This window comes from Pseudoalteromonas sp. OANN1, assembly GCF_024124685.1.
GTDB lineage: Bacteria > Pseudomonadota > Gammaproteobacteria > Enterobacterales > Alteromonadaceae > Pseudoalteromonas > Pseudoalteromonas piscicida.
In genome coordinates, this window is record NZ_JAMXSE010000007.1 from 135,070 (window position 1) to 155,723 (window position 20,654).

Annotated in this window: 23 protein-coding genes and 1 other RNA gene; 7 read left to right on the forward strand and 17 right to left on the reverse strand. The window is 43.8% G+C overall.

What is annotated here, in order from left to right:
• Positions 1–4 precede the first annotated feature (4 nt).
• From NH462_RS08395 to rsmI, 9 genes are all read right to left on the reverse strand, one after another.
• Entirely contained in the window at positions 5–991 is a 987-nt protein-coding gene (locus tag NH462_RS08395) for a DUF2333 family protein (protein WP_010376722.1), read from the reverse strand.
• A gap of 17 nt (positions 992–1,008) precedes the next feature.
• Positions 1,009–1,533, reverse strand: a complete 525-nt coding sequence (locus NH462_RS08400) for a copper chaperone PCu(A)C (protein ID WP_010376720.1) — start codon at positions 1,531–1,533, stop codon at positions 1,009–1,011.
• Positions 1,534–1,628: 95 nt separating this feature from the next.
• The gene (locus NH462_RS08405) at positions 1,629–1,970 is read right to left on the reverse strand and encodes a hypothetical protein (protein ID WP_010376718.1); all 342 of its coding nucleotides are present in this window, start codon (positions 1,968–1,970) and stop codon (positions 1,629–1,631) included.
• Between the two features lie 23 nt (positions 1,971–1,993).
• Positions 1,994–2,203, reverse strand: a complete 210-nt coding sequence (locus NH462_RS08410) for a PspC domain-containing protein (protein ID WP_095728701.1) — start codon at positions 2,201–2,203, stop codon at positions 1,994–1,996.
• A 47-nt stretch (positions 2,204–2,250) separates the two neighbouring features.
• Positions 2,251–2,907 carry a PspA/IM30 family protein gene (locus NH462_RS08415; protein ID WP_253105392.1) on the reverse strand — a complete coding sequence of 219 codons (657 nt, stop codon included), beginning with the start codon at positions 2,905–2,907 and terminating at the stop codon, positions 2,251–2,253.
• Between the two features lie 179 nt (positions 2,908–3,086).
• Positions 3,087–4,106 (reverse strand): tRNA dihydrouridine(20/20a) synthase DusA, encoded by a 1,020-nt coding sequence (gene dusA / locus NH462_RS08420; protein WP_253105393.1) that lies wholly within the window; start codon positions 4,104–4,106, stop codon positions 3,087–3,089.
• A 213-nt stretch (positions 4,107–4,319) separates the two neighbouring features.
• Positions 4,320–5,795, reverse strand: a complete 1,476-nt coding sequence (locus NH462_RS08425; RefSeq protein WP_253105394.1) for a serine hydrolase — start codon at positions 5,793–5,795, stop codon at positions 4,320–4,322.
• Positions 5,796–6,033: 238 nt separating this feature from the next.
• An RNA gene (gene rnpB / locus NH462_RS08430) (RNase P RNA component class A) lies at positions 6,034–6,404 on the reverse strand.
• Positions 6,405–6,458: 54 nt separating this feature from the next.
• The gene (gene rsmI / locus NH462_RS08435) at positions 6,459–7,319 is read right to left on the reverse strand and encodes a 16S rRNA (cytidine(1402)-2'-O)-methyltransferase (protein ID WP_253105395.1); all 861 of its coding nucleotides are present in this window, start codon (positions 7,317–7,319) and stop codon (positions 6,459–6,461) included.
• Positions 7,320–7,379: 60 nt separating this feature from the next.
• Between rsmI and NH462_RS08440 the strand changes: the two genes are divergently transcribed.
• The 4 genes from NH462_RS08440 to dolP are packed head-to-tail and all read left to right on the forward strand — an operon-like array spanning position 7,380 to position 10,793.
• The gene (locus NH462_RS08440; protein WP_253105397.1) at positions 7,380–9,266 is read left to right on the forward strand and encodes a penicillin-binding protein activator; all 1,887 of its coding nucleotides are present in this window, start codon (positions 7,380–7,382) and stop codon (positions 9,264–9,266) included.
• A 9-nt stretch (positions 9,267–9,275) separates the two neighbouring features.
• The gene (locus tag NH462_RS08445) at positions 9,276–9,641 is read left to right on the forward strand and encodes a YraN family protein (protein ID WP_010376706.1); all 366 of its coding nucleotides are present in this window, start codon (positions 9,276–9,278) and stop codon (positions 9,639–9,641) included.
• A 1-nt stretch (position 9,642) separates the two neighbouring features.
• Positions 9,643–10,230 (forward strand): SIS domain-containing protein, encoded by a 588-nt coding sequence (locus NH462_RS08450; protein ID WP_010376705.1) that lies wholly within the window; start codon positions 9,643–9,645, stop codon positions 10,228–10,230.
• Positions 10,230–10,793: a division/outer membrane stress-associated lipid-binding lipoprotein gene (gene dolP / locus NH462_RS08455; RefSeq protein WP_010605920.1), complete on the forward strand. Its 564-nt coding sequence runs from the start codon at positions 10,230–10,232 to the stop codon at positions 10,791–10,793. Before NH462_RS08450 ends, dolP begins: the two co-directional genes overlap by 1 nt.
• Positions 10,794–10,837: 44 nt before the next feature.
• On the opposite strand, the gene NH462_RS08460 is transcribed toward dolP, so the two are convergent.
• The 8 genes from NH462_RS08460 to zapE all read right to left on the reverse strand — a co-directional run bounded on the left by NH462_RS08460 (position 10,838) and on the right by zapE (position 17,398).
• Positions 10,838–11,263 carry a ClpXP protease specificity-enhancing factor gene (locus tag NH462_RS08460; protein ID WP_010376703.1) on the reverse strand — a complete coding sequence of 142 codons (426 nt, stop codon included), beginning with the start codon at positions 11,261–11,263 and terminating at the stop codon, positions 10,838–10,840.
• Positions 11,263–11,889 carry a stringent starvation protein SspA gene (sspA, locus tag NH462_RS08465; protein ID WP_017219052.1) on the reverse strand — a complete coding sequence of 209 codons (627 nt, stop codon included), beginning with the start codon at positions 11,887–11,889 and terminating at the stop codon, positions 11,263–11,265. The genes NH462_RS08460 and sspA overlap by 1 nt, the downstream gene beginning before the upstream one ends.
• A 96-nt stretch (positions 11,890–11,985) precedes the next feature.
• Positions 11,986–12,723, reverse strand: coding sequence for a cytochrome c1 (locus tag NH462_RS08470; protein ID WP_029215832.1), 738 nt, complete (start codon positions 12,721–12,723; stop codon positions 11,986–11,988).
• A complete protein-coding gene (locus tag NH462_RS08475; RefSeq protein ID WP_017219050.1) occupies positions 12,720–14,021 on the reverse strand; it encodes a cytochrome b N-terminal domain-containing protein in 1,302 nt (433 codons plus the stop codon). The genes NH462_RS08470 and NH462_RS08475 overlap by 4 nt, the downstream gene beginning before the upstream one ends.
• Positions 14,021–14,611 (reverse strand): ubiquinol-cytochrome c reductase iron-sulfur subunit, encoded by a 591-nt coding sequence (petA, locus tag NH462_RS08480; protein ID WP_010376697.1) that lies wholly within the window; start codon positions 14,609–14,611, stop codon positions 14,021–14,023. The genes NH462_RS08475 and petA overlap by 1 nt, the downstream gene beginning before the upstream one ends.
• 514 nt (positions 14,612–15,125) lie before the next feature.
• Positions 15,126–15,518: a 30S ribosomal protein S9 gene (gene rpsI, locus NH462_RS08485; protein WP_161796706.1), complete on the reverse strand. Its 393-nt coding sequence runs from the start codon at positions 15,516–15,518 to the stop codon at positions 15,126–15,128.
• A gap of 8 nt (positions 15,519–15,526) precedes the next feature.
• Entirely contained in the window at positions 15,527–15,955 is a 429-nt protein-coding gene (rplM, locus tag NH462_RS08490) for a 50S ribosomal protein L13 (protein ID WP_010376694.1), read from the reverse strand.
• 354 nt (positions 15,956–16,309) lie between these two features.
• A complete protein-coding gene (gene zapE, locus NH462_RS08495) occupies positions 16,310–17,398 on the reverse strand; it encodes a cell division protein ZapE (protein ID WP_211858754.1) in 1,089 nt (362 codons plus the stop codon).
• Between the two features lie 123 nt (positions 17,399–17,521).
• Between zapE and NH462_RS08500 the strand changes: the two genes are divergently transcribed.
• The 3 genes from NH462_RS08500 (at position 17,522) to NH462_RS08510 (ending at position 20,622) form a co-directional block, all read left to right on the forward strand.
• Complete coding sequence (locus NH462_RS08500) at positions 17,522–17,977, forward strand: YhcB family protein (protein ID WP_010376689.1); 456 nt, start codon at positions 17,522–17,524, stop codon at positions 17,975–17,977.
• A gap of 110 nt (positions 17,978–18,087) precedes the next feature.
• A complete protein-coding gene (locus NH462_RS08505; protein WP_102055985.1) occupies positions 18,088–19,440 on the forward strand; it encodes a DegQ family serine endoprotease in 1,353 nt (450 codons plus the stop codon).
• 102 nt (positions 19,441–19,542) lie between these two features.
• Positions 19,543–20,622, forward strand: coding sequence for a trypsin-like peptidase domain-containing protein (locus NH462_RS08510; RefSeq protein WP_017219047.1), 1,080 nt, complete (start codon positions 19,543–19,545; stop codon positions 20,620–20,622).
• Positions 20,623–20,654 lie beyond the last annotated feature (32 nt).

The window sequence follows — 20,654 nt, forward strand, 5'->3', positions numbered from 1 at the left end:
GATGTTATCCTTGCGCTAAAAGTTCACTAAGTTCGATGAGAGCCGCATTGGCTCGCGAAATATAATTTGCCATAACCAGAGAGTGGTTCGCTACCAAGCCAAAGCCACTGCCGTTTAACACCATAGGGCTCCACACCGTCTCTTGAGTCGCCTCTAACTCTCTGATGATCTGCTGTAGGCTGACAAGTGCATTTTTCTTTTCAAGCACAGGTCTAAAGTCATGCTCTACCGCTTTCATATAGTGCAGTAACGCCCATGTGGCGCCTCTGGCTTCATAAAATACATCATCAATCTGCCACCAAGAGGTTTTCACCATATTATGGCTTGGCGTCATGGTTGCTTGATCAGCTGCCGAATCCCCAGCTAAATCGGTATTTAATCTGTCTTGCCCTACGCTCGCACTTAATCTTTGGCTTAAGCTGCCCATGCGCTTTTCGGCCTCTTTTAACCAAGCTCTCAAGTTATCAGCACGCGCATAAAACTGGCTATCGCGGTTACTATTATCAGAAATTTGAGTCAAATACTGACGTAGTAAATCATTACCTTTTTGATACTCACCCTCAGCACTTGGCCACATCCACGCTGTTGAACTGATATTAAACTGTGGCTGAGCTAGCTTTAAACTCGGGTGCTCTGTCGATTGAGATTGTGAACGACTAAAATCTTTACGCATCGAAAGCGTAAGATCTCGTGTCATCTCAAGCACACCGTACTCCCAAGCAGGCATGTTATCCATCATTACGCTTGGTGGCATCATGTCATTCGACAAGTAACCACCAGGCTTATTTAAAAGCGTATCCGTCACTTTAATCAAGGTATGTGTCGTTACATATCCAGTGACTAATGTATTGCCATTTTTCTGCGCATCCGCTTTTGCAGCCGCGACGACGTCAAACTGCTCTGGTTCCACACTCCAATATACAGCTATAACATAACCCAGAAGTATGACAGCGATAATGCCAGAGATGATTTTTCCCGTATGATTTCCCATTTAATACCTCACTGTTTTTAGTGATGAGAGTGATGTCCGGCGTTTGACTTTTCTTTGCCACCAAACATGTCTGCAAGTGCGACAACTTCCGCCATGGTGAAGATCCTATCGCCATCAGCAAAATATAGCGTAAGCTTACGCTTTTCACCGACTTTTAATGTTTCTACCGGTTCAAACACCATTAAGTGATAACCACCTGGCTGGAATGTCACTGATTTACCCGCAGGAATAGCTAGCTCGTCAACACGTTGCATTTTCATCATGTCTTCTTTATGAACATGCTCGTGAATTTCAACACGCTTAACGCCTTCAAGCGAAGCCTTAACCAACACTTTATTTTGCTGCGTTGGGTTTTCAATAACGAGATAACCTGCAGTTGAAGGTGCTGCCGGTAAAAAAGTACGCACGGTTGCGTTGTGAACAGAAAGTTGCTCCGAACCATGGTGATGTTCACCATGTTCATGCCCTTGATGAGCTGAAGCGTTAAAGCCGATAAAAGTTGATAAAGCAAAAATTAAGGTTTTGATTACACTTGATTTCATGTTGGCTTTCCTTGGATTTATAACTGCAAATAACTATATCATAGATCCCAATTTAGCGTGTTTTTTATCTCCTACCGCCAACAAAAACCCACAGCTCACACTTTGGCTTGAGCAGATTTGTCTACCACTAACCACACAATTGCAATAATACAGATGAGTGGAAATAGCACTATTAGCGAATTAAATAGCAACGTCATTACTAGCCCAATGAACACAATAAGGAGCATCCCTAAAACACCTGCGCTCAAGAGTGCTCCCAGCACCACCAGCGCTACAATTGCAAATAGCAACGTGAGTATTTCAAAGCCAAACCAACCTAGGTCAAATCCCATATCGAGTTGCAGATCGCTGATGTCTAACCATACCAGTGGCAGCGACACCCAAGATAGCGCCAATAAAAATACCAGCGCTAATAATATACCGGCCACGACTTTCATAGTGCCTACCTCGTCGCCGTTACTTAGTTTTCGTATTGCGCTTTTGGCATTGCAAACCAAGCGACGCCATACGCTAGCATTACAAACATTGGAAACTTAAAAAACAGCAATACCGTTAGTAAACGCGTTAACCAAATTGGCATATCAAAACGTTGTGCGAGTTGCGCACATACGCCACCAATTTTCTTTGAACTATTCATTTGAGACAGTGTTGATTGATATCTATTTTTCATCTTTATCCCCTTTCGCTTTGATTACTCAGTCGTTGCAGTGGGCGAGCCTAGCTCGCCATTTTTTGCTTCAGTTGGGCTAATTCATAGTCAATTTGTTGTTGCTTTTGCTCATCTTCAAAGCGCTGCCATACATCGGGCTGCCCTAAGTCATAGGATTCGACTTCAGCTTCAAGGCGCGCCACCTTACGTTCTAACTCGTCGAACTTGCGCGTTGCAGAGTGCATGTCGTCACTATTCAGCGTTTGTTTGATGGTTAACCTTGCCTTACCAGCTTCCAAGCGGCGCAACATGGCCTTTTCTTTTGCCTTTAATTGCTGAATTTTGCTTTGCAGCTTGTCCGCATCTGCGCTGAGCTTTTCAAGTGCAGGCGTTAGGTCATCAATTTTTTGCTGTGCTTCTTGTGCTTTTTCGGTTTCTCTCTGCTTTTGCTCAAGGGCTGAGCGGGCAAGATCTTCACGACCTTTTTCAAGAGCATGTTCGGCTTTGCTTTGCCACGTTGCCGCAGCTTTATTTGCTTGCTCAGCTTGACGCTGCGCTACTTTTTGTTGGCAAATAAGCTCAGCTGCCGTTGCACGACAATCAGATAGCGCTTCTTCTAAATCACGCACTAACTGAGTTGCCATTTTTTGTGGGTCTTCTGCTTTGTCTAGTAATGCGTTAAGTTCTGCTTTGATAAGATCTTCAATTCTGTTGATGATGGTCATTGTTCGGCTCCTTTTATAATATAGTTAGACTATTCCAAGAGCCGTGCCAAAAATAAAAACAAAATTAAATCATTGAGTTAAGGTTTTTTGAAAGGAAAAATAGATTTATTGAGATACATTAAATAGTGAAAAAGACGATAAAATCGTCTTTTTCACACACTAAATTGAGATAACAAATTTTACACTTCAGGTACAAAAGACAGCGCCTTTTCCATCACCTCTATTCCAGCCTCTTTTTTGTGGCCATTTTCTGATAAATGACGACGGAATCCTCTCGCACCGGGCTGATTTTGAAAAATACCCAACATGTGACGCGCAATATGCCAAAAGTTTGCGCCATTCGACATTTCACTTTCAAAGTAGTCATACATGCTTCTTACCACTTGATGGCGCGTTTGCGTAAACGCAGCTTCGCCATACAATAGCTCATCAACCTGCGACAACATAAACGGGTTGCTATAAGCCTCACGGCCAACCATGACGCCGTCAAGGTGAGCCAAATGATGCTGACATTCCTCAAGAGCCTTAACGCCACCATTAATACTAATATGCAGATCTGGGTAGTCTTTCTTTAATTGATAAACGCGCGGATAATCTAATGGTGGGATCTCACGGTTTTCTTTCGGGCTTAAGCCTTGCAACCAAGCTTTACGGGCATGAATGATAAAGTCATCACAGCCCACCGTCTGCGAGGCTTCAATCAACGCCGTAAGAAACTCATAGGAATCTTGTTCATCAATACCAATGCGCGTTTTTACCGTTACCGGAATATTCACTTCTGCCTTCATCGCCGCCACACAATCAGCAACGAGCTGAGGCTCAGCCATTAAACATGCCCCAAAGCGACCATTTTGCACACGATCTGACGGGCAACCCACATTTAGATTTACCTCACTGTAGCCATACTGCTCAGCACGCTTAGCACACTCTGCCAACGCCTTAGGATCAGAGCCCCCCAACTGCAACGCCACCGGTAACTCATGCGCACCAAACGCCAAATAATCCCCTTTACCAAAAATAATCGCACCTGTAGTGATCATCTCAGTATAAAGCACCGCATGTTTAGTCAACTTACGGTGAAAGGTTCTACAATGGCGATCCGTCCAATCTAACATGGGTGCAACGCTAAAGCGGCGAAAGGCATCAACACAGTGATTAGGTGTTTGTGGCTCAAAGGGTGGAGTAGGTTGTTGGCTCATGGTATGACTTTCTCAATCAGGTTTACTATCAATGACCTGTACTAGTTATGTCTATAGCAGTACATAGCTCAAATAGGTGATTGCGTAGTATACCGCAGCTTCTAATACTTCGTTAAGTATAGACAGCGATTTATTGCCAATACTAAAAAGCCGCAAGTAATTGAACTTGCGGCTTTCGATTTGTTTAGGCTGCCTTCACAGTCTTATGGTGAATTAAAGATACTCCTTCACTTCCGCTACTTTATTTTTTGCGAACTGACTGTTTGGGTTTATCGCAAGTAACTGCCGATAGTGCGCCATTGCTTGTGCATACTGCTTATTTAACTCATACGCTTGCGCGATGCTGTTATGGTAATAGGACTGCTCGTTATTTTGTGTCAGTGCGAACTTAAAGATTTCAATACCATTATTAACTTGGCCATTTTCGACAAGCTTGTTGCCCCACTCCACCAAGATCTCTAAATCATACATTACACCTGTATCTTGCTGCGCTTTTGCAAACGTAGCCGCAAAGTCGGTAAAGCCTTGTTTATCTGTAAGCTGCTTTAAGTACACCATCGGCTGATAGGCCTTTTGCTTACTAGCATCGTTAAAGTTGGGAATATAATAAGCGGCAATATCATCAACAAACTCAATGGGTAATCCACCCAACAGGTTAGTAAGCACAATCACGGAAACCTTGTCTTCAGGGTAGGTGATCACCGTAGTCGCGTTTCCACCGCTTGCGCTGATTGCTGGGTGATATCTACGCTGAATCACTTGCCAGCCCATTGCATAGCCGTTTTCTTTGGTGTTAAAGGCTTCTGTGCGTCCGTTGTTCAGCTTAACTGGCGTCCATAGCATATCCAACTCTTTAACCAGCTCGCCTTTTTGTAGTGATACAACATAGTTAGCCAGTTCAGTTGCGGTTGAACTCATTCCCGCTGCGGTTCTTAGCATATATGGGAATTCGCCGTAAAAGTTTTTGTAATTTCCCTCACCTAAATGAATATATTGGCGAGCCTGATTTGGCACCATAAATTCAAGATAATCAAAACCTGCCTGCGCTGTCTTTGGCATATTGGCACGTGCTAACTGCATCTTGGTAATAAAAGCAGGAAACCCTTCAGGTGCATATTTATCAATGATTTTACCCAAAATCACATAACCGGTTTGGTTATAACTAAAACGCGAGTTAGGTGTAAATTGAAGAGGCTGCTTTTGCACAGCTTGCCATGAGGCATCAATATCATTCGGTACAATGGTTTCTAGGGCATAATTTGATGCTAAGATCGCTGGCAAACCTGTGGTGTGACCCATTAATTGGTTAATTTTGAGTTGCTGCCAAGCCTTTGGTAAATCGGGTAAGTGCTTACCAATTTCATCGTCAATGTTGAGATAACCTTGTTCAGCGAGCTGTACAATCGCAACGCCGGTAAACGCCTTTGTCATCGAGTTAATCGGAAATAACGTCTGCTCAGTCACAGGCACTTGGTGCTGTAAGTCTGCAAAACCATAACTTCCTTGCTTAATAATTTTATCGTCCTTAACCACGGCCAACTGTAAGCCCGGAATGTGCCTTTCTTTCATGAGGGTTTTGATCAGCTTGTCTACCGACTCAGCCTTCACTAAGGATGAAAATAATGCCGACCATAAAAGCGTACCAAACCATAACAGGGTTGATAGTAAAACTTTGTTGTTCTTGTACATGATAGTTCCGTTACTCATTTTCGTTTGAGAGATAGCTCTATCTCTCCAATTATTGTACCAACCTTAAAAATTATTATCTATCAGTCAGTTAAATAAATTCAGCGAGTGAAAATTGGTGAATAAATTAACGAAAAGTGGTGAGATATACAAATAAATGGCGTTTTTAACAAAGTAACCGAGAGGTGATAAAGTGGGAGTCTCAAGCGTAAACATCTCATGTTGGGATGTTTACGCTTGAGGTGTGAGTCAGCCTATAAGCCGGGTTCTGTTCACTCCCGAAGGAGATCGATAATCATTCGTCTAGGCCTAGGATCGCTCCTAGGCTCGAGCAACCTACCCGGTTCCGATGCGGGCCACACCATAAGGAACCCTATTTGGTCTTGCTCCGGGTGGAGTTTACCTTGCAACCAACTGTTACCAGTGGCCCGGTGCGCTCTTACCGCACCCTTTCACCCTTACCGGTCCCGAAGGACTTAGGCGGTCTTCTCTCTGCTGCACTTGTCGTAGGCTCACGCCCCCCAGCCGTTAGCTGGCACCCTGCCCATTGGAGCCCGGACTTTCCTCCCCCTGATCATTTTCGTCACAGGCAGCGATTATCCGGCTGACTCAGGCGGGCGATTATACGCACTTTAATGCAATAACGCACGCGATAAATTGCGTGTATTACGCTTCTCGCTCGGCAATGATAGCCTTATACAAGGCGTTCTTTTTTAGCCCTAAATATTCAGCTGCCACGCCGCAGGCCTTCTTCAATGGCATTTCTGGCTCTAGTAACTCAATGAGCTTTTTCGCTTCTGGCGTTAATGCTTGTTCATCTCTTTGTTCACCGGGTAGCATCAACACCAATTCGCCTTTTTGCTTTTCAGGCGTTGTGGTTAAAAACTCAATGAGCTCAGTAACCGTGCCACTGAAAAAGGTTTCATAGGTTTTGGTCAGTTCTTTAGCAAAAACGACTTGTTGTGTTTCGCCCAGCGCGATTTTCATATCTTCTAGACTTGCCATAATGCGGTGGGTGCTTTCGTACAAGATACTGGTGATGCCAGAGGCGACTGCATCTTTAAAAAATTGCTGACGCGCTTGGCTTTTTGCTGGTGAAAATCCCACGAATTGGAATTTATCTGTTGGTAAGCCCGAACAACTCACGGCAGCAATGGCGGCACATGCGCCAGGAACGGGTGTGACGGTAGCACCTGCTTCACGACACAGGTTAACCACGGCATAGCCTGGATCGCTGATAAGCGGCGTCCCCGCATCAGATACTAACGCGATGTCTTTACCTTCGTTTAACCAATCTAAAATTTGCTGCGCTTTTTGCTTCTCGTTGTGATCATGCAGTGCAAAAGTTTTTGCTTTAATGCTAAAGTGGCTCAATAATTTACCGGTGTGGCGCGTATCTTCGGCAGCGATTAAATCGACCTGACTTAACACTTTCAGTGCACGTTCACTGATGTCATCTAAATTACCTATTGGTGTCGCTACAATATGTAGGGTGCCGATTTTGTTTTCGTTGTGAAGATTAGCCATTGAGCTCTCCAATATCAGTCAGTAAGATATCCACTCAGTCGTGAAAAAGAAGGTTTGCCTGTGCAGTTTAAAAAGATAGCGCTTTTAGTTGCCATATTGTCGGGGTTATCCGCTTGTAGTACAAGCACAAATGTCACCAAATCCGCCCAAGAAACTAAAACAACTAAAGCCGTTAGCCAATCGGATGACAATGCCGCGTCTTTATTTGCAAAGGCGCAGAGTAAAGAAGGCGTTGCCAAAATCCAATTGCTATATGCCGCCAGAGACGCTGCTATCTTAGAAAAAGACTGGCAAATATTAGAGCAAATTGGTTTAGCGATGGAAGCTAAAGCCAGTGTTGATCATATTCAAAACAAATTATACATCGCACTTGCTCGCAAAGAATTGTCGCAGTATGCCAATGCGTTAGCCATACTAAATACGCTAGAGGGCCGACTCAACACCCCTGAACACCAAGCTTGGTATGAGTATTTACTGGGTAGTATTTATGCCTCTCAGCAACTACCAAAAAAAGCATTGGTTGGATACTTTAAAGCGGCCGATATTGCCAATGAACATAACTTAGCGGTGGCGGGGCTAAACGAAGAGATTTGGCTCGCGCTACAGCAGCTATCAAGTTACGCCCTAGAGCGCTTTGATTCTGGCTCTGTTTTACAACGTGGTTGGGTAACACTGGCTAAATATCAACAAATTTATTTGGGTTCGAGCGTCCAGCTCGACCAAGCCATGAATAATTGGCGTCGTCGTTTTACTAATCACCCTGCGGTTGCTTTGCTGCCTAAAGATTTACAAGGCGCGGTTGCGCTTGAACCTTACCAGGTTAAAAGACTTGCGGTGTTATTACCACAATCTGGTGCGAGCGAGCGACTCGGCACAGCCTTGAAAAATGGTTTTTTAGCTGCCACCGACGAAGGGGCGATTGAAGAAGTCTTCTTCATTGATGAAATGGCATCCGAGTCTGAAATCGTAACGCAACTTGCTGAGGCAAATGTCGATTTTGTCATTGGTCCATTATTAAAATCCAACGTTGAAAAACTACTCGCAGATACAGGTTTTGCGGCTTACCCCACCTTATTTTTAAATGCTCGCGAAACCCTTACGCCTAGCAGTAGTGAACAGTACTTTTTTGCGCTTAATCCTGAGCATGAAGTCGAGCAAGCAATGAAGCACTTTCTTGCTAAAGGCTATAAAAAACCCATGTTACTGGCTCCAGCGAATGCTTCTGGTAAGCGTTTAATTGAGTATTTTGATCAAGGTTGGAAACGCTACAGTGAGGCCGCACCAGAAGTGGGTTATTATACCAATAGTACCAACATGGCGGATGTCATCACGGATATTTTAGAGGTCGATGTATCCAAAGCACGCACTAGCGTCATCAAAAGTCTATTTCGCAAAGAGGTCAAAAGCGAAACACGCTCTAGACGCGACATTGATGCCATCTATATTTTAGGTGATGCAATGGAAACTAGACTGCTCAAACCTTATTTAGACGTCAATGTCAGTACATTTGCCGATAGGATCCCTTTATATGCAAGCTCTCGCAGCTATAGTAAACAAATTGATGTTACTGATAAGGGCGATTTAGAAGGACTTTATTTTACCGAGCAACCTTGGATGCTACCGGGTGCTGTTGAAAAAGCACCGCTTCGAGATGCCTATCAATCTTTATGGCCTGAGCAGGCCGACTTAGAGCAGCGCTTGTTTGCAATGGCATATGACGCCACGAATTTAGTCCCCGAGCTGCGCCAACTGGCTTGGCTCTCGGGTAAAAGTTTTGATGGCTTAACCGGCCAACTCAGCATTCGCGGTGGTAGTGATGTTGTGCGAAAGCTCAGTTGGGCACAGTATCATAATAAACAAATTCGTTTGGTGAGCTTAGATGAACAGCCTCCACTACCATTATTTATGCAACAAGAGAAACCTGCGGGAGACTCTTTGATCAGATAGGATATCTGTATGTTTAAAGGACTATTTAGCAATACACGAAGTAAGGGCGAGCATTTTGAGTTGATTGCGGAGCAATTCTTGGTAAAACAAGGACTAACCCCCGTCACCAGAAACTATCTCTGTAAATACGGAGAGATAGATCTCATTATGCAAGAGTCGCAAACCTTAGTGTTTATTGAAGTAAAGTATCGCGATAGCAGCCACTTTGGTGGCGCAATTAACGCACTATCAAAAACTAAGCTTCAAAGATTAAAGCGTAGTATTTATAATTATTTAGCACAGCAAAATTTGCATAACACGCAACTTAGAGTCGACTTTGTTGCCATTCAAGGGGCCGATCCCCCTGAAATAAACTGGATTAGAAATATTTTTTAGCATGCAAGAATCTATAAAGTCTATATTTACAGAGTCAATTCAAGCGCAGATAGCGGCGGGCGAAGTATTGCCTAAAGCGCTAGAAACCGCAGCTATGACTATGGCTCAGAGCCTGATCAATGGCAATAAAATCATCTGCTGCGGCGCGCCAAGTAATCATATGTTGGCGCACCACTTCGCAACCATCTTAAGCAACTTTTACGAAACCGAACGCCCGTGTCTGCCCGCGATTGCACTAACGAATGAGCAATATAATCTGGCGTCACCAGAAAATGGCAAAGCCAGAGAGCGCTTTGCCAAGCAAATACGCGCATTCGCGCAGCAAGGTGACTTGCTGGTGGCGTATGCCATAAACGGGCAAGAAAAGGCGGTTATTGGCGCAGTGGAAGCGGCTCTTACGAGAGATATGAAAGTCATCGCCTTAGTTGGCGATGATGGTGGTGAAATCACTGGCCTCTTGGGTCCACAGGACGTAGAGATCCGGATCCCTAGTAAACGCCCAAGCCGGATAATCGAGTCACAACTATTCAATACTCACTGTTTAAGTGAGCTAATCGACGCAATTTTATTCCCTCAGGACGAAGTATAATGATGAGAATAACCTCTTTACTTGCAGCCATCTTGTTACTACAAGGGTGTGCTGCTGCAGTAGTTGCTGGTACAGCCGGTGCGGTATCTGCTGCAAATGATAGACGCACTATCGGTGCACAAATTGACGATAACAATATCGAGATCAAAGGTACGCTTGCCATTAAAGAGATTAAGCGCCTTGCAGATCATGCCAATATCACGCTGGTGAGTGTTAATGGCGTAGTATTAATGATTGGTCAGGTCACTAATCAAGAAATGAAAACGGAAGCTGAGCGTGCACTACAGAACGTTGCTGGGATTAAGCAAGTACATAATCAGTTGAGAATAAGCTCAAACATCGGCATCACGACGCAAACACATGATACGTGGCTGACCTCCAAAGTTAAAACCAAACTATTGGCAGCCGACGAAGTCAATGGCGCAAATATTAAGGTAGTTACCGAGAATGCAGAAGTGTTCTTAATGGGTCTAGTCTCCAAGCAAGAAGCAAACTCAGCGGTAGAAATCGCCAGAAATATTAATGGTGTAAAACGTGTGATCAAAGCCTTTGAGTACATATAAACAATAACGTATAGCCATAAAAAAACCTGCATTCGCAGGTTTTTTTATTTTATCACTCGAAGGTGAGAACCTTTTTTCTTTTCAGGTTCTGGCTTAGTCTCTGGCGATTGTGAGACATCCGTCTCTTCTACCAAATCAAACTCTTCATCTTCAAAGATTTCTTCTTCAGGTGTAAATACCGTCCCTTCACCGTTTTCTCTTGCATAGATAGCCAATACTGCACCGTTAGGCACATATACCTGCATCGGTTGACCACCAAACCGAGCGTTAAAGCTCAGCGCTTGATTGTCCATAGAGAAATTCGTCACAGCAGACGGGCTTACGTTCAACACAATTTGCCCTTCTTGCACAAATTGTGTTGGAACCTGTACTGAGGGAAAGTCTGCGTTCACCACTAAATGCGGTGTACATTCGTTATCGACAATCCACTCGTAAAACGCGCGTAGTAAGTAAGGACGATTAGACGTCATTACGATCTGATCTCACGCTCTGCATCAGTTAGCGATGCTTGGAATGAGTCACGCTCAAATAAACGCAGCATATACTCTTTTAGCTCTTTGCTACCAGCGCCATTCAGCTCAATACCAAGCTGTGGTAAACGCCAAAGTAGTGGAGCTAAATAACAATCAACTAGGCTGAACTCTTCACTCATGAAGTAAGGTGCTTCATTAAAGATAGGTGCTACAGCTAGCAGCGCTTCAGTTAACTCTTTACGAGCTTGAGCCGCTTCATCACCACCCGCAGTGATCTTTTCAGCAAGTGAATACCAGTCAGTTTCAATGCGGTGCATCATTAAACGACTACGACCACGCATTACTGGGTACACAGGCATCAGAGGAGGATGCGGGAAGCGCTCGTCTAGATACTCCATAATGATATTCGCTTGGTACAAGCCAAGCTCACGATCGATTAGCGTAGGAACAGTGCCATACGGGTTAATCTCGTGTAGAGCTTCTGGTAAGTTGTCCTTTTCAGCCTGATGAATATCAACACTTACACCTTTCTCAGCAAGTACAATACGTACCTGGTGACTGTACATACAGTTTGACCCAGAAAAAAGTGTCATTACAGGGCGCTTATTGGCAGCAACGGCCATGCCTACCTCCATTAAAAAACTAAAAGTAATTAAATCACTTTAAACAGCAAAAGGGGCGAACGCCCCTATTGCAAAAATTACCTTTGAATATTCAAATTAATGAACATCTCTCCAGTATTCTTTCTTCAAGAAGAATGCCAGGATGAAGAAGATAACTAAGAAACCAATAACCTTAATACCAATAGCTTCTGACTCTAGGCGAGAAGGCTCACCTACATAAGCTAAGAAGTTTGTCAGGTCACGTGCTGCTTGGTCATATTCATCAACACTCATCTCACCGGTACCATCTGTTTCAGTGCCGACAACTTTAGTCACTGTGTGACCGTGTTCTTCCACTTCTTCAGTGATCGGTGTTGGCAAGCCTTGTAACTCTTGTAGTACGTGAGGCATACCCACCAATGGGAAAACAACGTTGTTCACACCAAATGGGCGAGACTCATCTTTATAGAATGACTTCAAGTAAGTATAGATGTAGTCCGGAGACTTAACACGAGAGATAAGTGTTAAGTCCGGTGGCGCAGCACCAAACCATTTTGCTGCATCATCTTTAGCCATAGAGTTTTTAATATGGCTACCTACTTTTGAACCATCGAAAATAAGCGTTTCTTGACCAATTTCAGTTGGAATACCGATGTCACGGAAAGTACGCTCATAACGCTGATATTGCATTTGGTGACAGCCAAGGCAGTAGTTCATAAATAACTTAGCGCCACGCTGTAAAGATGCTTTATCAGTTAAGTCGTTGTTTGCTTCCATCAAAGGTACTGATGGGCCCGCTGCCATCGATAACGTTGGCAACAATGCGAATAAACCGATTACTAGCTTTTTCATCATTTCGTCAACCTCGTTGGTAGTGGCTTTGTCTTCTCGTTTTTACTGTAGAAGAATAGCAACACGAAGAACATAAAATAAGTTACTGTCGTAATTTGCGACAATAGCGTTTTAAAGTCAGTTTGTGGTGTTGCACCAATCCAACCAAGGATAACGAATGTGACAACAAACTGAGCAATGTTCAACTTATGGAAACCACAACGGTAGCGAATTGAACGAACCGAACCACGGTCAATCCAAGGCAGTAGTGCCAATGCTACGATTGAAGCGCCCATTGCTAGTACACCAATCAACTTATCAGGAATAGCACGAAGGATCGCGTAGAATGGCGTAAAGTACCAAACTGGGAAAATGTGCTCTGGCGTTTTTAGCGGGTTTGCAGCTTCAAAGTTTGGCGCTTCAAGGAAGAAACCATTCATTTCTGGTGCAAAGAACACAATTGCGCAGAAGAAAATTAAGAAGCCAGCAACACCTAAGACATCTTTTACTGTGTAGTAAGGGTGGAATGGAATTGCATCCACAATATCTTTTTTATCCGTGTAGTATTCATGGAATTTAAACTTAGGTTTATCTTCCTCAGCTACAGAGCCTTTCTTGCGCTTGATCTCAACACCGTCAGGGTTGTTTGAGCCTACTTCGTGCAGTGCGACAATATGAAGGAATACTAAGATAACCAGTACTAATGGTAGTGCAATAACGTGTAGTGCAAAGAAGCGGTTAAGCGTTGCACCAGAAATAACGTAGTCACCACGGATCCAAAGCGTTAGGTCATCACCAATTACAGGGATTGCACCGAATAATGAAATGATTACCTGAGCACCCCAGAAAGACATCTGACCCCATGGCAATAAGTAGCCCATGAAAGCTTCAGCCATTAGTGCTAGGAAGATAAACATACCGAACAACCACAGTAATTCACGTGGCTTTTGATAAGAACCGTAGATCATACCGCGGAACATGTGAAGATAGACCACGATAAAGAATGCGGATGCGCCGGTAGAGTGTAGGTATCGCAATAACCAACCATATTCAACATCACGCATGATGTATTCTACTGATGCAAATGCACCTTCAGCAGAAGGTACAAAGTTCATGGTTAGCCAGATACCCGTTACAATCTGGTTTACCAGTACTAGAATGGCGAGTGAACCAAACAAATACCAGAAGTTAAAGTTTTTTGGCGCTGGGTATTGAGCAATGTGCATATTCCAGACGCGAGTCATCGGAATACGAGCATCAATCCAATCAACAACTTTACCCACAACGCCCGTATTTGCTGCTTTATCTACATTAACAGACATTATGCAACCCCTTCTTCTTCACCTACCAAAATGGTAGTGTCGTCAATAAAGGTATACGGAGGGATCTCTAAGTTTAGAGGTGCAGGTACGTTTTGGAATACGCGCCCCGCCATATCAAACTTCGAACCGTGACAAGGACAGAAGAAACCACTATCAGTGCCTTCTACTTTTTCACCAAAGCTTCCGTTAAGGAAAGATGGTGAACATCCTAAGTGAGTACAAATCCCAACTGCGACGAAAAGCTCAGGTCGCTTAGAACGGAAACCGTTCTGCGCAGATGCCAACTGCTGTGGCTCTTCAGAGTTAGGATCACGAAGTTGGTCTTCGTGTTGCTTCATTTGTTCTAGCATTTTTGGTGTACGATTAACAATCCAAACTGGTTTGCCTCGCCACTCAACACGAATAAGTTGTCCAGACTCAAGCTTGCTGATATCTACTTCTACAGGCGCACCTGCAGATTTAGCTCGCTCACTTGGATTCCAGGACGCAATAAAAGGAACAGCAGCTCCAACCGCACCAACGCCACCTACAACAGAGGTAGCGATAGTTAAAAAGCGACGTCGGCTGTTGTCTACAGGCGCATTGCTCATCCACTTATCTCCACTTGATTCCCAACACTTGCTATATTGAGAACATCAGTTACAGCAGGTTAATTTAAGAAATTACAAAATAGACGCGATCATAAATAAATACCTTGATTAAAACAAGGTTATTCCAGATCCATGCCCGAATAAACCCGCAGAAAATCATCTATGATTACTTCGAGCATGAAACCGAGTATTTATGATATCGCATCTGACACAACAATATACTGACTAAGATCAACCCCCCGACTAAGGATACGCACCAAATCGCGTGACTGGATCTCAGGTCTTTCTACTTGCTTCGCCAATTGTAGCAAAAAAAACCGCCAAGTTACCGCTCGAATTGCACTAATTATTATATTTATTGAACTTTTTTAACTCGACGCGATATTTTTGAGCAAATAAGTAGGACAAAACGAATTAGATACCTCGTAAATACGAGAGATTGATGTACATAGGAGAAGCTAAAAACAAAAAACCCAGCATAAGCTGGGTTTTTGAATTCTTGAAACGTAATAAATTAACGCTTAGAGAACTGTGTCTTCTTACGTGCTTTCTTAAGACCAACTTTCTTACGCTCAACTTTACGAGCATCGCGAGTAACAAAGCCAGCTTTACGTAGAGCTGGACGTAGAGACTCGTCAAACTCCATTAGTGCACGTGTGATACCGTGACGGATAGCACCCGCTTGACCAGTTGTACCACCACCTGCAACAGTGATGTATAGGTCAAACTTTTCTGTCATTTCAACTAGCTCTAGAGGCTGACGAACAACCATGCGAGAAGTTTCACGACCGAAGAACTCTTCTAAAGAGCGCTTATTGATTACGATGTTGCCAGTGCCTGGGCGTAGGAATACGCGAGCACTTGAACTTTTACGACGACCTGTACCGTAGTATTGATTTGCCATGATAGTGCTCCTTAAATGTCTAGAACCTGAGGCTGCTGTGCAGCGTGGTTGTGCTCGTTACCAGCGTAAACTTTAAGTTTACGGAACATTTCACGACCTAGAGGACCGCGAGGTAACATGCCTTTAACCGCTTTCTCGATGATCATTTCAGGCTTTTTAGCTTGAAGTTTCTCAAAGTTGATAGACTTAAGGCCACCTGGGTAACCAGAGTGAGCATAATACATTTTGTCCTGAGTTTTGTTACCAGTTACAGTAACTTTCTCAGCGTTGATTACGATGATGTAATCACCAGTGTCAACGTGTGGAGTATACTCAGCTTTGTGCTTACCGCGAAGGCGACGAGCGATTTCAGTAGCGATGCGACCTAAAGTTTTACCTTCAGCGTCAACTACGTACCAGTCACGTTTTACAGTTTCTGGTTTAGCAACAAACGTTTTCATTATAAAAATCCAAAGTTTTCAATTTTAAAACCACAGGCAGTCCTTGGACTACCGCTCTACTTGTATTTGCTTTAACCCCTTCGAGTTTAAGACTTTTATGCCGCTCAAGTCAGTGGCTAAGCCGACGAGGGCAATAGAACGCAACGTGGCAGGCCGCGGATTATAGCAAGCCTTCTGGGTGAAAACCAGCGCTTGGTGCTTTTTTCTACAAGAAAATCTGAAGAATTTCGAAAAAAATAGAAAAGGCAAAAAATCCAACGAAATGACGACGTGTGCGTGACAAGGACTCGTTCAAATAGGATATTTACAAACACCCACACCGAACCAGTCCTCTTAACAAAAAAGTAATTGCCGTTAGGCTAAATGCTCTCTTGCTAAATATTCATGGGATTGCATTTCTTGCAAGCGGCTAATGCAGCGTTTGAACTCAAAATTCAATGTACCTTCGGTATAAAGTTCAGTAATAGGCGCTGCAGCCGAGATGATAAGCGTCACATTGCGCTCATAAAACTCATCGACGAGCGCAATAAAGCGCCTTGCCGCGTCATCGTTTTGCTGACCCATTTGCTTCACATTAGATAGAATCACTGTGTTATATAAGCGACTGATCTCCATGTAATCCACTTGCGAGCGAGCGGTTTCACATAGCGCAGGGAAATCAAACATAACAATACAATCAGACACCATTCGAGTTTGGATCATCCGACCTTCAATCTCAATCGCCTGTTCGGCTTTACCTGGCTCCGGAGAGAGTTTGTTAAAGTAGTCGAATAAGTTTTCATCCGCTTGTTTATCAAGTGGGCTGTGAAAAATTTCCGCTTGTTCCAACGTGCGTAAGCGATAGTCAATACCCGAGTCCACATTAACAACCTCAGTATTGGCTTTTACCAATTCAATGGCGGGTAAGAATCGCGCACGCTGTAAGCCATTTTTATACAAATCATCAGGCACAATATTCGATGTGGCCACTAACACGATACCGCGCGCAAACAGCGCCTGCATTAATCCACCCAGTAACATGGCATCAGTGATGTCTTGCACGAAAAATTCATCGAAGCAAATAATGTCAGTTTCAGATTTGAACGTATCAGCGATGCTTTCCAGAGGATTTTTCACTTCATTAAGCTTTTTTAGCTCTGCGTGAACACGATGCATAAAGCGGTGAAAATGCACCCGCATTTTGCGCTCCGTCGGCAACGCATCGAAAAAGGTATCAACCAGATAAGTTTTACCGCGCCCTACTCCTCCCCAAAAGTACAACCCTTTCACTTTTGGCGGCTCAGCTTTACCAAACAAGCGCGAGAGAAAGTTTTGTTTGACCGGGGGCTGATTGATAAGGTCGTCATACAATCGCTGTAAATGCTTTACGGCATTTTCTTGCGCGCTGTCATATTGAAAATCATCACGTTGTAGATCTTGCTGATATTTTTCCCAAGGCGTCATCGACTTAAATATTTTTTTACGATTTGTTTGTAGGTTATATTAACACGACTGTATTCACAGCGTATATTTAACTCTAACAGAGTTTTAATTTTATTTGCCGTTGAGGCACACAGGGAGAAACCTATGACTACCGTTACTTGGCTTGGATTACTGATCATTGTTGCCATTGCTGCATTCTTTTTAGGTGGCTTTGTAACGAAAAAGCAGTTCAAACACGACGAACTGGAAGTGCAAGCACAACAAGCTAAACACGACCTTGAGCAATATCGTCAAGACGTATCAGATCACCTAGCTAGCACCAAAAAGCTAGTAAATAAAATGCAGGATAGTTATCAACAACTGCTTACCCACGTGGAAGAAACCAACCAACTACTGACACAGGATCGTCCATCTCATCCTGCGGATCCTTTTTTCTCGAAAGAAACCACAGAACAACTACAAGCTTCTCTTCAAGCACGCCCAGAGAGAAGACGTAAGCAAGACCCAAGTTTTGAAGCTCCACCGAGTGACTATGCCGAAGGTGAAACTGGGTTATTTTCTGGTCAAAAAAAAGAAAGTGAGCAAATTAAAGCCTCTTGATGAAACTTTTTGTTGACCCCATAGTCTTTAAAAGAAGTTATTGATTCTAGGGGCTTGTTAGCAGCCCCTTATAACTTATATTAACGCTAATAGCGGAGTACTTCACGACTATGAAATTTAAACTATCTTTGTTATCGGCCGCTTTACTTTCTTCTAGCTTATTGCTGTTACCGCAGCAAAGCATGGCCAAACTTCCTGTTGCCGTAGACGGCCAGCAATTACCAACGCTAGCACCTATGCTCGAAAAGGTCGCTCCGGGCGTTGTTAGTATCCAAGTAAAAGGTGCTAAAGAAGTGCGTCGCCGTGTCGACCCTTTCGACTTTTTCTTTGGACAACCGCAACCACGTAGCCAAAAGCGCCCTTTTAGTGGCCTCGGCTCAGGTGTCATCATTGATGCAGATAAAGGCTATGTCGTTACAAATAATCACGTTATTGATGATGCAGACGAAATGCTGGTCACTTTAAAGGATGGCAGAGAGTTTGAGGCCAAATTAATCGGTAGCGACGCCGAATCCGATATCGCATTGCTACAAATCGACGGCGAAGACCTAACAGAAATCAAACTCGCTAATTCAGACAAGTTGAGAGTGGGTGATTTTTCCGTTGCTATTGGTAATCCATTTGGATTAAGTCATACCGTCACCTCAGGCATCATCAGTGCACTAGGCCGTAGCGGCTTAAATATCGAAGGCTATGAAGACTTTATTCAAACAGATGCGGCAATCAACCAAGGTAACTCAGGTGGTGCACTCGTTAACTTAAACGGCGAACTGATTGGTATCAACACTGCGATTTTAGGCGCATCTGGCGGTAATGTCGGGATCGGCTTTGCTATTCCATCAAACATGATGAAAAACCTAGTGGATCAAATTGTTGAGTACGGAGAAGTTCGTCGCGGTTCATTGGGTATATTGGGTCGTACTTTAGATGCTGGTCTTGCTAAAGCACAAGGTTTTGATGTTAAGCGCGGTGCTTATGTCATGCGCGTAGTTGAAGATTCAGCAGCAGACAAAGCGGGTCTGAAAGCCAATGATGTCATTGTCAGCCTAAACGGCGACGACATTGAAAGCTTTAATGAACTCCACGGTAAAGTGGCTACGATGGGTGAAGGTCGTGAGGTACGACTTGGTGTCTACCGTGATGGCAAAACCAAGTTTATCGACGTAGAGCTTGGTGGTAAACAAGAAGAACAGGCGAATGCAGAGGATGTACATCCAAACCTACGAGGCGCGGTACTAGAGAGTGGCGAGCGCAATGGCAATGAAGGTGTCGTCATTACCTCAGTAGAACCTCGCTCACCAGCTGCACGTGTTGGCCTTGAAGAAGGCGATGTGATCATGCAAGTGAATCGCCAACGTGTCACTAGTGTTAAAGAGATGTCTAAACTAATTAATGGTATTAAGGGTAATATCGTACTTGGGATTAAACGCGATCGCGAGACTGTTTTCTACCTCATTCAGTAACGAAATAGACAAATATTAAAAATGAAACACAGCGAAACTTGTCGCTGTGTTTTTTTTTGTGTCATTATTAGCAGTATTAGATAACGATAAATATAAGCTCTTGTGTTCAAATTAATTAAATTCATTTTTCCACCGCTGCTTGCCGGACTTGGGATCGCTTTTATCATCATTTGGTTTAATCCTGAGCTGAGGGATAACTTGCCAAAACTTGAGGCCCCACATATTCAGGCCCATCATATGAGTTTTGCTGATGCTGTAGAAAAAACGGCTCCAGCGGTCGTGACGATTTTTTCCGAGGGCTTTAGCAATCAGCCAAGATATCAGCGCCAAAGCACGGTTAGAGAACTTGGCTCTGGTGTTATTATGAGCCGAGATGGCTACATACTGACAAACTATCATGTGGTGAACAATGCCGACCAAATCATTGTGCTTCTTCCTGATGGCCGCCAGTATAGTGATACGCAACTGATAGGCTTTGACACGATTACGGACTTAGCTTTATTAAAAATTCCAGCTGAGAATTTGCCTGTCATTCCTATCGATCACGACTACTCACCACGAGTTGGAGATATAGTGCTCGCAATTGGTAACCCATTGAACATTGGACAAACCATTACCCAAGGTATTATCAGTGCAACGGGCAAACAGACTCTCACTGAAAGTCAGTTCAATAATTTGCTGCAAATGGATGCCGCGATTAATGTTGGTAACTCAGGTGGTGCCGTTGTCAATTCTAATGGCGCGCTAGTTGGCATTACCTCTGCACAATTTCGCACGCGCTTGAACATTGATATCCAAGGTATCTCGTTTGCTATCCCTTATGATCTTGCACTGGACGTCATGCATAAACTCATTATGGATGGTAGAGTGATCCGAGGCTATCTCGGCTTTAGAGGCACGCCAGTTGATAATACAGGTAAAAGCGTAACGGATCTTTACACACCTATTGTCGGCCTTGCTGTGAGTGAATTAGACCCCCTAGGTCCCGCATGGCAAGCTGGTATGAAAGAGCATGATATTGTGGTTAAAGTAGGTGGAGAGCCTGTGACTAATCCGCAAAAGACATTGAAGACGATAGGCAATACTGCGCCTGGTACTAAACTCGAGTTTGAAGTACTCAGAGGTGGTCAGCGCCTCACCATTACGGTGGAAGTCGCAGAACTCGAAACTGGACTATATTAGGACAAAAAGGTTAAGCAAAAAGCGTCCCGGAA